The sequence below is a fragment of the Nocardioides ochotonae genome, from assembly GCF_011420305.2.
Classification (GTDB): domain Bacteria; phylum Actinomycetota; class Actinomycetes; order Propionibacteriales; family Nocardioidaceae; genus Nocardioides; species Nocardioides ochotonae.
Genome location: NZ_CP061769.1, coordinates 1979958 through 1993078, shown reverse-complemented (window position 1 = coordinate 1993078; position 13121 = coordinate 1979958). Strand labels below are relative to the sequence as shown.

The 13121-nt window shown below is 72.6% G+C and carries 11 protein-coding genes; 8 read left to right on the top strand and 3 right to left on the bottom strand.

All coding sequences use genetic code 11. The features are described from left to right. Window positions 1-12 precede the first annotated feature (12 nt). Window positions 13-2817, top strand: a complete 2805-nt coding sequence (locus HBO46_RS09645) for a DEAD/DEAH box helicase (protein ID WP_166138426.1) — start codon at window positions 13-15, stop codon at window positions 2815-2817. A 69-nt stretch (window positions 2818-2886) separates the two neighbouring features. Here the strand turns inward: HBO46_RS09645 and HBO46_RS09640 are convergent, their stop codons facing one another. Continuing rightward, on the bottom strand, window positions 2887-3546 hold the full coding sequence (locus HBO46_RS09640) for an NAD(P)H-binding protein (protein WP_166138429.1): 660 nt from the start codon (window positions 3544-3546) through the stop codon (window positions 2887-2889). Between the two features lie 239 nt (window positions 3547-3785). On the opposite strand from HBO46_RS09640, the gene HBO46_RS09635 reads away from it, so the two are divergent. Next, window positions 3786-4169: a VOC family protein gene (locus HBO46_RS09635; protein ID WP_166138432.1), complete on the top strand. Its 384-nt coding sequence runs from the start codon at window positions 3786-3788 to the stop codon at window positions 4167-4169. A 109-nt stretch (window positions 4170-4278) separates the two neighbouring features. On the opposite strand, the gene HBO46_RS09630 is transcribed toward HBO46_RS09635, so the two are convergent. Next, a complete protein-coding gene (locus HBO46_RS09630) occupies window positions 4279-5184 on the bottom strand; it encodes a 5'-3' exonuclease (protein WP_166138944.1) in 906 nt (301 codons plus the stop codon). 69 nt (window positions 5185-5253) lie between these two features. Here HBO46_RS09630 and HBO46_RS09625 point away from each other — a divergent pair, with 69 nt between their 5' ends. Continuing rightward, window positions 5254-5709 carry an Lrp/AsnC family transcriptional regulator gene (locus HBO46_RS09625; RefSeq protein ID WP_166138435.1) on the top strand — a complete coding sequence of 152 codons (456 nt, stop codon included), beginning with the start codon at window positions 5254-5256 and terminating at the stop codon, window positions 5707-5709. A 116-nt stretch (window positions 5710-5825) separates the two neighbouring features. On the opposite strand, the gene HBO46_RS09620 is transcribed toward HBO46_RS09625, so the two are convergent. After that, window positions 5826-7217: a KamA family radical SAM protein gene (locus tag HBO46_RS09620; protein ID WP_166138438.1), complete on the bottom strand. Its 1392-nt coding sequence runs from the start codon at window positions 7215-7217 to the stop codon at window positions 5826-5828. A gap of 150 nt (window positions 7218-7367) precedes the next feature. Between HBO46_RS09620 and kdd the strand changes: the two genes are divergently transcribed. From kdd to lnt, 5 genes are all read left to right on the top strand, one after another. Further along, window positions 7368-8426, top strand: coding sequence for an L-erythro-3,5-diaminohexanoate dehydrogenase (gene kdd, locus HBO46_RS09615; protein ID WP_166138440.1), 1059 nt, complete (start codon window positions 7368-7370; stop codon window positions 8424-8426). Beyond that, window positions 8423-9982 carry a lysine 5,6-aminomutase subunit alpha gene (gene kamD / locus HBO46_RS09610; protein ID WP_166138443.1) on the top strand — a complete coding sequence of 520 codons (1560 nt, stop codon included), beginning with the start codon at window positions 8423-8425 and terminating at the stop codon, window positions 9980-9982. Before kdd ends, kamD begins: the two co-directional genes overlap by 4 nt. After that, the gene (gene kamE / locus HBO46_RS09605) at window positions 9979-10719 is read left to right on the top strand and encodes a lysine 5,6-aminomutase subunit beta (RefSeq protein WP_166138445.1); all 741 of its coding nucleotides are present in this window, start codon (window positions 9979-9981) and stop codon (window positions 10717-10719) included. Before kamD ends, kamE begins: the two co-directional genes overlap by 4 nt. Continuing rightward, window positions 10716-11132 carry a 3-aminobutyryl-CoA ammonia lyase gene (kal, locus tag HBO46_RS09600; RefSeq protein ID WP_224769472.1) on the top strand — a complete coding sequence of 139 codons (417 nt, stop codon included), beginning with the start codon at window positions 10716-10718 and terminating at the stop codon, window positions 11130-11132. Before kamE ends, kal begins: the two co-directional genes overlap by 4 nt. Window positions 11133-11522: 390 nt before the next feature. After that, window positions 11523-13073 (top strand): apolipoprotein N-acyltransferase, encoded by a 1551-nt coding sequence (gene lnt, locus HBO46_RS09595; RefSeq protein ID WP_224769471.1) that lies wholly within the window; start codon window positions 11523-11525, stop codon window positions 13071-13073. The last annotated feature ends 48 nt before the right edge of the window (window positions 13074-13121 follow it).

Here is a 13121-nt window from a genome sequence, read left to right as displayed (position 1 = left end):
TAGGTTGGGCGCATGAGCGCCGACGAGCTGTCCCCGTCGGAGCGGTACGCGTCGTACCGACAGCACAAGAACCACCCGGTCCTGCGGGAGTTCCAGTCGCTGCACGACTTCCCGCTCGACGACTTCCAGCTGCGAGCCTGCCGCGAGATCGAGGAGGGGCGCGGGGTCCTGGTGGCCGCCCCCACCGGGTCCGGCAAGACGATCGTGGGGGAGTTCGCGATCCACCTCGCCCTGGCGACCGGTCGCAAGGCCTTCTACACGACGCCGATCAAGGCGCTGTCGAACCAGAAGTACCACGACCTGGTGGCCCGCTACGGCCCCGACCAGGTCGGGCTGCTCACCGGTGACAACACCATCAACGGCGAGGCGCCGGTCGTGGTGATGACCACCGAAGTGCTGCGCAACATGCTCTACGCCGGCTCCCGGACCCTGCTCGGCCTCGGCTTCGTGGTGATGGACGAGGTGCACTACCTCGCCGACCGCTCGCGCGGCGCGGTGTGGGAGGAGGTGATCATCCACCTGCCGGAGTCGGTGGCGCTGGTCTCGCTCTCCGCGACCGTGTCCAACGCCGAGGAGTTCGGCGAGTGGCTGGCCACCGTGCGCGGCGAGACCGCCACGGTGCTCGAGGAGCGACGACCGGTGCCGCTGTACCAGCACGTGATGGTGGGGCGCCGGCTGCTGAACCTGTTCGCGGGCTCCGACGTCGACGCCTCCGCCGGCTTCGTCAAGGAGGGCGCCGCGGTCAACGGCGAGCTGATGAAGGTGGCCCGCGACGACTGGGCGGCCACCCATGTGCGCGATCGCCGCTCACCGCGCGGCCAGGGCGGCAGAGGGGGCAAGGGCGGGCGCCAGGTCGGCAACGGCCGCCGGGTCTGGGTGCCGAGCCGTCCCGAGGTCATCGAGCGCCTCGAGCGCGACGGGCTGCTGCCGGCGATCGTGTTCATCTTCAGCCGGATCGGCTGCGACGCGGCGGTGCAGCAGTGCCTGGCCAGCGGCGTACGCCTCACCTCGCCGGAGGAGCGCGACGAGATCTATGAGTACGTCGAGGAGAGCCTGCGTCACCTGCCCGACGAGGACCGCCACGTCCTGGGCTACCACGACTTCCTCGACGGTCTGACCCGCGGCGTGGCCGCCCACCACGCGGGCATGCTGCCGGCGTTCAAGCAGTGCGTCGAGGAGCTGTTCACCCGCGGGCTGTGCAAGGTCGTCTTCGCGACCGAGACCCTCGCGCTCGGCATCAACATGCCCGCGCGCACCGTGGTCATCGAGAAGCTGACCAAGTGGAACGGCGAGACCCACGCCTCGATCACGCCGGGGGAGTACACCCAGCTGACCGGGCGCGCGGGCCGCCGCGGCCTCGACACCGAGGGCCACGGCGTCGTGCTGTGGCAGCAGGGGATGAACCCCAAGGAGCTGGCCGGGCTCGCATCGACGCGCACCTATCCGCTGCGCTCGTCGTTCCGCCCGTCGTACAACATGGCGGTCAACCTGGTCCACCAGTTCGGCCGGGCGCGATCGCGGGAGTTGCTGGAGCAGTCCTTCGCCCAGTTCCAGGCCGACAAGGCCGTCGTCGGGCTGGCGCGTCAGCTGCGCAAGGCCGAGGACGCCCTCGACGGCTACCGCGAGGCCGCGACCTGCCACCTCGGCGACTTCATGGAGTACGCCGCGCTGCGCCGGCGCATCACCGACGTCGAGAAGGACGCCAGCCGGGCCCGCAAGGCCGACCGGCGCGTGGAGGCGATCGAGTCGCTGCGCGCGCTGCGTCCCGGCGACGTGATCCGGGTGCCGACCGGCAAGTTCGCCGGGTACGCCGTGGTGATCGACCCCGGCTGGTCGCCGGACGGCCCGCGGCCCTACGTCGTCACCGCGGACCGGCAGGCCCGGCGCTTGGCGATGATCGACTTCCCGACGCCTGTCGAGGCGCTGGCGAAGGTGCGGGTGCCGAAGAACTTCAACGGCCGCAACCCGCAGATGCGTCGCGACCTGGCCTCCGCGCTGCGCTCGCGCACCCACGACCTCGCGCCTCCGCCGCCCGGCGCCCGGAGCGGTGGTGCGCGGACCGCGATGGCGCACTCCGGGGCCGACGAGGAGGTCGCCCGGCTGCGCGACGAGCTGCGCGCGCACCCCTGCCACGCCTGCCCCGAGCGCGAGGACCATGCCCGCTGGGCCGAGCGGTGGCACAAGCTGCGCCGCGACGCCGACACCCTCCAGCGCCGGGTGGAGCAGCGCACCAACACCGTGGCGCGCCAGTTCGACCGGGTCTGCGACGTGCTGACCGCGCTGGACTACCTCGACGGCGACGAGGTGACCCCGCGCGGGCGGCACCTGATGCGGCTCTACTCCGAGCTCGACCTGGTCGCGGCGGAGTGCCTGCGCCACGGGCTGTGGGACGACCTGTCGCCTTCCGAGCTCGCCGCTGCCCTGTCGGTGCTGGTCTTCGAGGCTCGGCGCCCCGACGACGCCTCCGTGCCGCGGCTGCCCGGCGGCCGGGCCCGCGACGTGATCGGGGAGATGGTGCGGGTCTGGGGCGAGCTGGACCGCCTCGAGAAGGACAACCGCCTCGACTTCCTGCGCCAGCCCGACCTGGGGCTGGCCTGGACGGCGTACCGCTGGAGCGAGGGTGACGACCTCGACGACGTGCTGCGCGCCAGCGAGCTGGCCGCCGGCGACTTCGTGCGCTGGATGAAGCAGCTCCTCGACCTCGCCGGGCAGGTCGCCAACGCCGCCGGGGACTCCCCGGTGCGCCACACCGCGCGCCAGGTCGTGGACCGGGTACGCCGCGGCGTGGTCGCCTCCGGCGGGCTCGCGGAGGACTGAGCAGCGCTCAGCCCGGGGCCGATCGCCCCGGGCTGAGCGGTGTCTGCTGGTTCTGCGGGATCCGGTGCGTCAGCGCGAGGCTGCGGCGACCGCCTCTGCGACCGGGGTGGTGCCGTTGACCAGGTTCCACTGGTGCCGGATGCTGCCCGGGGTGTCGAGGACGGCCGCGATCACCGCCGCCACGTCGGCTCGGGTCACCGCGTCACGCTCGACCTCGCCGCCCAGCTCGACCTCACCGGTGGCCGGGTCGTCGGTGAGCATGCCGGGGCGCAGGATCGTCCAGTCCAGGCCGCTGTCGCGCAGCGCGGCGTCGGCGTCCCGCTTGGCCTCGACGTACGCCTTCCAGACCGGCGCGGTGTCCTCGGGCAGCGGGTTGTCGACGCCGATCGCGGAGACCTGCACGAACCGGCTGATACCGGCACGGCGGGCGCCCTCGATCGACTTCAGCGACCCCTCGAGGTCCACGGTGCGCTTGCGCTCGATGTTGCCGTCGGGTCCGCCGCCTGCGGCGAAGACCACCGCGGCGCAGCCGGCGAAGGCCTCCGCGAACGCCGCGGCGTCCTGGCCCTCGATGTCGAGCAGGCGCACCTCGGCGCCCTGGGACTCCAGTTCCTCGCGGTACTCCTCGCGGCGCACCAGCGCCACCGGGGTGTGCTCGCTGCGGCGCAGGACGTGGATGAGCTGCTGGGCCACCTGACCGTGGCCCCCGACGATTGCGATGCGATCCATGCGCTCACGCTACGAGGGGGTTGGTGACGGCGCCCGCGGCGGCCGCTGTGGGTCGAGAAGGTCGTCGTTTGGTCCCCAACGACAACATTTCGGGCCCCGGGAATGTCGTTGGGGACCAAACGTCGCATCGCTCGGCGCCGGCCGCACGCCTCCAGACCACCGAGATGAGTGGTCGCCCGGGGCAGCTGCGAGAGCCGATGCGGACGCCGCGGACCCTCGGTCCGCCCTACCCTTCTCGCATGGCGATGCACTGGACGTTGGGCGGTGACGCGAACGACCCGCACGCGCTGGCGGCGTTCTGGGCGAGCGCGCTCGGGTACGTCCTCGAGCCGGGTTACGAGGAACCGGCTGGCGCCTCCATCGTCGACCCGGCGGGGAAGGGGCCTGCGATCGCGTGGCTGCGCGTCCCCGAAGCCAAAACGGCGAAGAATCGGTTCCACATCGACATCCGGGTGACCAGCGAGGAGAGCCCCGACATGGCCGCACGGGCGCAGATCATCCGGGACAAGGTCCGCGCGCTCACCTGCCTCGGCGCCTCCGTGGTCCGCGAGCAGCACTACGGCGACGCACTCGGCCATGTTGTGATGCTCGACCCCGAGGGCAACGAGTTCTGCGTGGCCTGACGGATCCCGGGGGCCAGGAAACTGTCGTCGTTTGGTCCCCAACGACAACAGTTCGGGCCCCAGGAGTGTCGTTGGGGACCAAACGTCGCATCGCCGAGCGAGAGCTGCCTCAGCCGGCGAGGGCCTTCAGCAGCCGCTCGGTGGGCGACTCGAGCCCCCACTGGGCGGCGAGGGCGCGGACCCGGTCGGGGTCGGCGGGGGAGCGGGGGATGTCGTGGCCGGTGCGCGGGAGGTCGAGGTCGCGCGCCACCGCGACCACCTGGGGTGCGACCGCGAGGTAGTCGGCCGCCGCCTTGATCTTCGCGCGCGGCCCGGGCCCCATGCCCGAGGCGGGGTCCTCGGCGGCGGCGAGGATGCCGGGCATGTCGCCGTACCGCTCCAACAGGGTGGCCGCGGTCTTCTCACCGACGCCCTTGACCCCGGGCAGCCCGTCGGAGGCGTCTCCGCGCATGGTCGCGAAGTCGGCGTACTGCGCGGCGTCCACGGCGTACTTGGCCCGCACCCAGTCGTTGGTGACCCGCTCGTGCTTGCTGATGCCGCGCGCGATGTAGAGCACGCGCACCTCGGCGTCGTCGTCGACGAGCTGGAACAGGTCGCGGTCCCCGGTCACCACGTCGACCGGGCGTCCGGCGCCGGTGGCGAGGGTGCCGATGACGTCGTCGGCCTCGTAGCCGTCGGCGCCGACGACGGAGATCCCGAACGCCGCGAGCACGTCGCGGATGATCGGCACCTGCACCTGCAGCGGATCCGGCACGACCTCCACGTCGGGGGCCTGCTCGACCTCGGCCTCGACCCGGTGGGTCTTGTACGTCGGGACCAGGTCGACGCGCCACTGCGGGCGCCAGTCGTTGTCCCAGCAGCAGACCAGCTCGGTGGGCCGGTACTCCTCGACCAGGCGCGAGATGAAGTCCATCAACCCCCGCACCGCGTTGACCGGGGTGCTGCCGTCGGGGGCGAGGATCTCGGGGACCCCGAAGAAGGCGCGGAAGTACATCGACGCGGTGTCCAGGAGCATCAGGCGGCCGGGTGTCTGCGGTGCGGTCACGCTCGGATCCTCCCACGCCGTTGTGGCACGCTGAGCGTCGTGACCGCCGCCGAGGTCGAGACAACCGACCGCAAGATCCTCCAGCTGCTGGCTGCGGACGGCCGGATGTCCTACACCGACCTGGGCCGCGCGACCGGCCTGTCCACCTCCGCGGTGCACCAGCGGGTCAAGCGCCTCGAGCAGCGCGGGCTGATCTCCGGCTACGGCGCCACCATCAACCACGGCCAGCTGGGGCTGCCGCTGACGGCGTTCATCTCCATCCGGCCGATCGACCCCTCGCAGCCCGACGACTGCCCGGAGCGGCTGCGCGACGTGCCCGAGATCGAGTCGTGCTGGTCGGTGGCCGGGGACGAGTCGTACATGCTGAAGGTCCGCACCGCCACCCCGGTGGCACTCGAGGACCTGCTGGCCCGCATCCGCGCCGCCGCCAACGTCTCCACCCGCACCACGATCGTGCTCACGACGTACTACGAGAGCCGACCGGTCACCGGCTGACGCCCCCGGGCGTCGAACGTCGCTGCGCCTTCGCGCGCCGCCAACACCCTGTCGTTTGGTCCCCAACGACAGCAAATGGGGCCCTCGGATTGTCGTTGGGGACCAAACGACACACCTCAGGCGTGCCGGGCCCACCACTCCTGCCCCGCAGCGGGGAGCGTGTGGATCGGGTCGTAGTACTCGAACCGGCGGCCCAGGGCGTCGGGGTCGGCGCTCTCGATCGAGGTGCGGTAGTTCTTCGTCCAGTACGAGATCCCGCGCTCGGTGTCGTAGTCAGCGATCTGGTGCACCCACCGCTTGCCGACGAACGGCACGTCGCACACGATCCGCGGGGTGGCGAAGCCGGGGAGGTAGCCCATGATCTGGTGCTGCAGCCGCTGGGCGTGGGCGACCGAGACCCGCCAGTGCTCGCTGAACGGGATCATGTCGCACATGTAGAAGTAGTAGGGCATCACCCGGGCGTCGTCGAGCAGCCGGAAGCTCAGGTCGAGCAGCGCGTGCGGGTCGGCGTTCACGCCGTCGAGCAGCACCCCCTGGTTGCGCACGTCGCGCAGCCCGGCGTCCAGCATCGCGCCGCTGGCGCGGGCGACCAGCGGGGTGATCGACTGGGCGTGGTTGGCGTGGGTGTGGATGGCCAGCGACACCCCGCGGGAGCGGGCGAGCTCGGCGACCCGGGCCACGCCGGTGACGACGTCGGGCTGCAGCCAGTGCTGGGGCAGCCCGATCAGTGCCTTGGTCGCGAGCCGGATGTCGCGGATGTTCTCGATCTCCAGCAGCCGGATCAGGAAGTCCTCCAGCCGCGGCCACGGCATGTTGGCGACGTCGCCGCCGGAGACCACCACGTCACGCACCTCCGGGGTGCGGCGCAGGTAGTCGAGCATCGCGTCGAGCCGGTTGACCGGCTTGAGCTCGAAGCGCAGCTTGTCCACCACCGGGGTCGAGGTGCCCACCAGGTCCATGCGGGTGCAGTGCCCGCAGTACTGCGGGCAGGTGGGCAGCAGCTCGGCGAGCACCTTGGTCGGGTAGCGGTGGGTGAGCCCTTCGCTGGCCCACATGGCGTGCTCGTGCAGGGAGTCCCGGCTGGCGTGCGGGTGCGAGGGCCAGTCGGTACGCCGGTCGGAGAAGACCGGGATCATGTACCGGCGCACCGGGTCGGCATAGAACGCCGCGGTCAGCGACCCCGGGCCCCGCGGCTGCACGTCGGGCGCCATCGTGTTGAGCATCTGCGGCGGCACCAGCATCGACATCGTGGCCCGCTCCGCCTGGTCGCGCGCCAGGTCGTCGTAGAAGACCTCGTCGACGAGGCCGCCGAGCAGCTCGCGCAGCTGACGCAGGTTCTTGACGCAGTGGGCGCGCTGCCACTGCACCGACTCCCACTGCTCCACCGTCACCTCCCGCCAGCCGGGGAACCGGGTCCAGTCGGGCTCGACCAGCTCGGTGCGGCGGTAGGCGTACGGCTGCTCGCCCCGAGGGGCCTCCGGTCGCGAGGTGGTGGCGTGGACGGTCATGGGCGGTCTCCCGGGTGGCGGCGGACGCTGAGGGCGCACGGTCGTTGTGTGACCTGCGTCATGTCTGCCACAGTAGGAGTCGATCCTCCTGCCCGTCCACCCATCGGCCGCAAGATTTCCCGTCTGCTGGCCGGAGATACGGAGATGCGAATGCGAGCGCTGCTCACCAGCGACCCGACCGGCCTGCACCGCGTGCTCGACGCGGAGCGGGTCCTTCCGCAGGCCGCCGAGCGCCTCGACACCCGCCGCGAGCTGTGGCCCGACGAGGTCCGGGTGCGCGTGGAGCGCCTCAACCTCGACGCCGCGTCGTACGGCCAACTGTCCCGTGCCCACGGCGGGGACGGTGCGGCCGTGCGGCGCGCGGTGCTCGACATCGTCGCGGCGCGCGGCAAGATGCAGAACCCCGTCACCGGCTCCGGCGGCATGCTGGTCGGCACCGTGGAGGAGGTGGGCCCGGAGTCCCCGCTGGGGCTACGGGTTGGGCAGCGGGTCGCGACCCTGGTCTCGCTCACCCTCACCCCGCTCGTCATCGAGGACGACCTGGCGGGCTGGGACGGACTCGACGAGCAGGTGCCGTGCACGGGTCATGCGGTGCTCTTCGGCCGCTCGGTGGCCGCCGTGCTGCCCGAGGACCTGCCGACCGCGCTGAGCCTGGCGGTGATGGACGTGTGCGGGGCCCCGGCGCTGACCCGCCGCGTCGTGGAGCAGTACGCCGCGCGCCCCGGCGCCCGCCCGCCGACGGTCGTGGTGCTGGGGGGCGGGGGCAAGTCCGGGTCGCTGAGCCTGGCCGCGGCCCGCGAGGCCGGTGCCGGGCGCACCGTCGGCGTGGTCCCCAGCGAGGAGGAGGCCCGCCGGCTCGCGGCCACCGGACTGGCCGACACGGTGGTGGTCGCCGACGCCCGCGACCCGATCGCGCTGCGGGACGCGGTGCGCGAAACCGGAGGTCCCGCCGACGTGAGCGTCGTGTGCGTGGACGTGCCCGGGTGCGAGGGCGGCGCGGTGCTGGCCACCGCCGAGGGCGGCACGGTGGTGTTCTTCTCGATGGCGACCTCCTTCTCCGCCGCCGCCCTGGGCGCGGAGGGCCTGGCCGCCGACGTCACGATGCTGGTCGGCAACGGCTACGTGCCGGGGCACGCGGCGTACGCCCTCGACCTGGTGCGGCGCCACCCCGGCGTCCGTGACCTGCTGACCGAGCGGGTGGGCCGATGAGCACCCTCGGTCTCGACCCGACCACGATCCGCCAGGCACGCGAGCTGGCCCGGCGCGCCGGCGAGCCGATCGTGCAGATGGCCCACGCGCACACCACCGTCGCCGTCGAGCGCGCGACGCTGCGCCTGGGCGGGCTCACGGGCGCCGACGCCGAGGGGACCCCGTGGGTCAACCGGCTCGCCGACGCGGTGCGCGACGCGGTCGGCCTCGAGCACGGCGTCGCGCTCCCGGTCTGGGACGCGCTCCTACGCGGCGAGGCCCACGACCTGGCCACGCTCGCCCAGAAGGCGGCCGTGGGCTCGGTGTCGTTCCGGCTGCCGACCGGGACCGACGCCGTCCGCGCCCGGGAGGTCTCCCGAGCCCGGGTCGGCGAGGGCCTGGCGCGCATCGACCGGCGCCGCCACGAGCGCGAGACCCTGATCGCGACCCACGGCGACGCCCCCAGCAAGCCCTGGATCTACCTGATCGTGGCCACCGGCGACATCCGCGAGGACATCCCGCAGGCCCAACAGGCCGCCCGTGAGGGCGCCGACGTGATCGCGGTGATCCGTTCCACCGGGCAGAGCCTGCTGGACTACGTGCCGGAGGGGGAGACCCACGAGGGCTTCGCCGGCACCTACGCCACCCAGGAGAACTTCCGGCTGATGCGCGCCGCGCTCGACGAGTCCAGCCGCGAGCTGGGCCGCTACGTGCGCCTGACCAACTACGCCAGCGGGCTGTGCATGCCCGAGATCGCCGTCCTGGCCGGGCTCGAGCGGCTCGACATGATGCTCAACGACTCGATGTACGGGATCCTCTTCCGCGACATCAACCCGGTGCGCACCTTCGTCGACCAGCGCTTCAGCCGCCAGGTCCATGCCCGGGCCGGGATCATCATCAACACCGGCGAGGACAACTACCTCACCACCGCCGACGCGGTCGAGGCCGCGCACACCGTCACCACCAGCCAGCTGCTCAACGAGTACTTCGCCAAGGAGGCAGGCCTGGAGGACTGGCAGCTCGGGCTCGGGCACGCCTTCGAGATCGACCCGGACCTGCCCGACTCCTTCCGACTCGAGCTCGCCCACGCGATGCTGGCCCGCGAGCTCTTCCCGGACGCACCCCTGAAGTGGATGCCGCCCACCCGGCACATGACCGGCGACGTGTTCCGCGGCTACCTGCTCGACGGGTTCTTCAACCTCGCCGGCGCGCTCACCGGCCAGGGCATCCTGCTCGTGGGGATGATGACCGAGGCGGTGGTGACGCCGTGGCTCTCCGACCGCGACCTGGCGCTGCGCAACGTGCGCTACGTGCTGGAGGCCGCGGGCGGGCTGCACGAGGACTTCCACCCGGCCCCCGACGGCCTGATCGCGAACCGCGCCCGGCAGGTGCTGGGGGAGTCGGTCGACCTGCTCACCCGGATCACCGAGCACGAGCACGGCCTGCTCGACGCCATCGCCGACGGCACCTTCGGGCTGATGCGCCGCCCCGCCAACGGCGGACGCGGCCTCGACGGTGTCGCCGAGAAGGCCGACGGCTACCACAACCCCGCCACCGACCTGCTGGAGGAGTCATGATCGTGCGCCCGTACGGCGACACCACGGGGGACGGGATGGTGCAGGTCAGCTTCACCCTCCCGCTGCCGCACTCGAAGGTCGCGGAGGGCGCGGCCGCGCAGCTCGCCGCCTCGATGGGCATGGACCCGGCGATGGTGGTTCACGCGCAGGCGATGGGCCCCGGGTTCACCTTCTTCGTGGTCTACGGCCGGGTCTCCCACCTGGTCGACACCGACACGGTGCGGGTGGTCGAGCGCGACTACCCGCTGCTCACCCCGGCCGAGGTCAACGCCTCGATCCGACGCTCCCTGCGCCGCCGCCTGGTGGTGGTCGGCGCCTGCGTCGGCACCGACGCGCACACCGTGGGGATCGACGCGATCCTCAACATCAAGGGGTTCGCGGGGGAGAAGGGCCTGGAGTACTACCGGGAGGTCAAGGTGGTGAACCTCGGCGCCCAGGTGGAGGTGGACCACCTCGTCGCCCGGGCCGTCGAGGAGGGTGCCGACGCGGTGCTGGTCTCCCAGGTGGTCACCCAGCGCGACGCGCACCTGCTGCACGCCCGCCAGGTCGCCGCCGGGTTCGCCGCGGCGTACCCCGACGGCGGACGTCCGCTGCTGGTCGTCGGCGGGCCCCGGTTCGAGGAGTCCGCGGCCGCCGCGCTCGGCGTCGACCGGGTCTTCGGGCGGGGTACGACGCCCGGCGAGGTCGCCTCGTTCCTCGCCCACCGGGTGGCCGCCCGCGCGGGGGTCGAGGCGTGAGCGGCGAGGGGCCGGTGATCGGCACCCGGGTGGTGCACCGGCGCTACGTGCCCCACAGCCACGCCCACTACGCCGGCAGCCTCGTCGACGGGGCCTACGGACTCGGGCTGTTCGGCGACGTGGCCACCGAGATGTGCATCCGCACCGACGGCGACGAGGGGCTCTTCGCCGGGTACGCCGACGTGCGCTTCCTCGCCCCGGTGCGCGCCGGCGACGTCGTCGAGGCGACCGCCGAGCTCGTCGCCGTCGGCACCCGCTCGCGCACCCTCGAACTCGCGCTGCGCGTCGTCGCCCGCGGCTGCGGGAGCGCCGCCCAGCCGGGCGCCGCCGAGGTGCTGGAGCCGCCGCTCCTCGCGACGACGGCACGCGGGACCGTGGTCGTGCCCGGAGCAATAGCACACGCCACGGGCTGACGCCGGGCAGATCTGCCGACGCGCCGAAGTGGTCTGGATTCGCTGCAAAAATTGGGTATGCCCGATCATGCCCCTGACCTGCGAGGACATCCGTTCGCGCAGGTCAGCGCGGTGTTGACAGTCGCACCCGGAGCATGGACTGTGAAGCGTCCGCCCATGCAGATCGTGGTCGGCGAACCGGCGTCCGAGTGGCTGTGTCGAAGGGTGTGGGTGCCAGGCACCTGTTCGACATTGTTCGCGGAGGTCGGTTCGCCCCGCGGGGCTGGCACGGGAGGAACCCGGACCCCCTAGACAACAACCACGCGGTCGGCAGCCAGCCGGGCATCGGGTTGGACCGAAGGGTTTCGGGCTCCTCCCGTCGCTCTGCTGGGCCCCGGTACCGTGGGTGTCGTGCTGAAGCGGACCGCCCTGGCCCTCGTCGCCGGTCTGGCGCTCGCGCTGGCCTTCGAACCCGTCGCCCTCCCGATCCTGCTGCCCCTCGGCGTCACCGGCTTCGCCATGGCCACGCGCGGGCTGCGCGCGCGCAGCGGCTGGATCCCGGGCCTGGTCTTCGGGGTCGCCTTCTACTACACCCACATCTGGTGGATGCGCTCGGTCGGCACCGACGCGTGGCTGGCCCTCGCCGGTATCGAGGCGCTCTTCTACGGCCTGCTCGGCTCGGTCGCGGCGATCCTGCACCGGCGCCGGTGGTGGCCGCTGTGGCTGGCCACGGCATGGGTATCGATGGAGGTCTGGCGCAGCGGCTGGCCGTTCAGTGGCATGCCCTGGGGCCGGCTCTCCTTCGGCGTCGTCGACACCCCCGTCGCGAACGCGCTGCCGTACGTCGGCGCGGTCGGCGTCTCCTTCATCCTCGCCCTCGGCGGCACCCTGCTCGCCGCGCTGGTGATCGAGCGCGGGCGGGCGCGCCGCGTGGTCGCGGGCGTGCTCGTCGCGGGCGTCGCGCTGCTCGCCGTACCGGTGCTGGCGCCGTGGTCGCCCACCCCGACCGGGGAGGCGACCGTGGCCGCGGTGCAGGGCGACGTGCCCGGCCCGGGCAACGACATCCTCTACGACGCCCCCGGGGTGACCCGCAACCACGTCGAGGCCACCCTCGACCTGGCCCGCGCGGTCGACGCGGGCGAGGCGCCGCGCCCCGACTTCGTGGTCTGGCCGGAGAACTCCACCGCCTCCGACCCGTTCCGTCCCGGTGAGATCCGCGACGGCATCGACCGCGCCGCGGCGGCCATCGGCGTCCCGGTGCTGGTCGGCGGACTGGTCGACGGCGGCCCCGGCAACGTGCTCAACCAGGGCATCGTGTGGGACCCCGAGACCGGGCCGGGGGAGCGCTACACCAAGTGGCACCCCGTGCCGTACGGCGAGTGGATCCCGTTCCGCGACTTCTTCACCGCCCAGTTCGGGCGGCTGGCGATGATCCCGCGCGACATGCTCAGCGGCACCCGCACCTCCCCGCTGGACATCGCCGGGGTCCCGGTCGCCGACGCGATCTGCTTCGACGTCGCCTACGACGACGGGATCTACGCCCAGGTCGAGAACGGCGCGGAGATGCTGGTCGTGCAGACCAGCAACGCCACGTTCATCCACACCGACCAGATCGACCAGCAGTTCGCGATCACCCGGCTGCGCGCGATCGAGACCGGCAAGTGGGCGGTGGTCGCCGCGACCAACGGCGTGTCCGGCGTGATCGCCCCGGACGGCACGGTCGTGGCCAGCGCCGACCCGCGCACCCAGGAGGTGCTCCTCGAGCGCCTGGAGCTCAACGACGCGGTCACCCCTGGCATCCGGCTGGCCCCGTGGATCACCGCCGCCTGCCTGGTGGGCACCGGCCTGGCGCTCCTCGCCGGACTGGTCCCGTATCGTCGACGGGTGCGACCGACACCGGTCGACGACGGCTCGCGCGAGCTCGTCACCGCCGGCAGTCCCCGAGGAGCCACCCGATCGTGAGCAGCAGCCCGACGTACGACACCCGCGCGAGCGGGGCGCTCCCGTCGC

What these genes read in the sequence shown, in the direction of transcription:
- HBO46_RS09630 (WP_166138944.1), bottom strand. Translation starts at nt 5,184, where the DNA reads ATGCTCCTGGACACCGCGTCGATGTACTTCCGCGCCTTCTTCGGGGTC.
- kamE (WP_166138445.1), top strand. Translation starts at nt 9,979, where the DNA reads ATGATCGTGCGCCCGTACGGCGACACCACGGGGGACGGGATGGTGCAG.
- kdd (WP_166138440.1), top strand. Translation starts at nt 7,368, where the DNA reads ATGCGAGCGCTGCTCACCAGCGACCCGACCGGCCTGCACCGCGTGCTC.
- HBO46_RS09645 (WP_166138426.1), top strand. Translation starts at nt 13, where the DNA reads ATGAGCGCCGACGAGCTGTCCCCGTCGGAGCGGTACGCGTCGTACCGA.
- HBO46_RS09620 (WP_166138438.1), bottom strand. Translation starts at nt 7,217, where the DNA reads ATGACCGTCCACGCCACCACCTCGCGACCGGAGGCCCCTCGGGGCGAG.
- HBO46_RS09635 (WP_166138432.1), top strand. Translation starts at nt 3,786, where the DNA reads ATGGCGATGCACTGGACGTTGGGCGGTGACGCGAACGACCCGCACGCG.
- HBO46_RS09640 (WP_166138429.1), bottom strand. Translation starts at nt 3,546, where the DNA reads ATGGATCGCATCGCAATCGTCGGGGGCCACGGTCAGGTGGCCCAGCAG.
- kamD (WP_166138443.1), top strand. Translation starts at nt 8,423, where the DNA reads ATGAGCACCCTCGGTCTCGACCCGACCACGATCCGCCAGGCACGCGAG.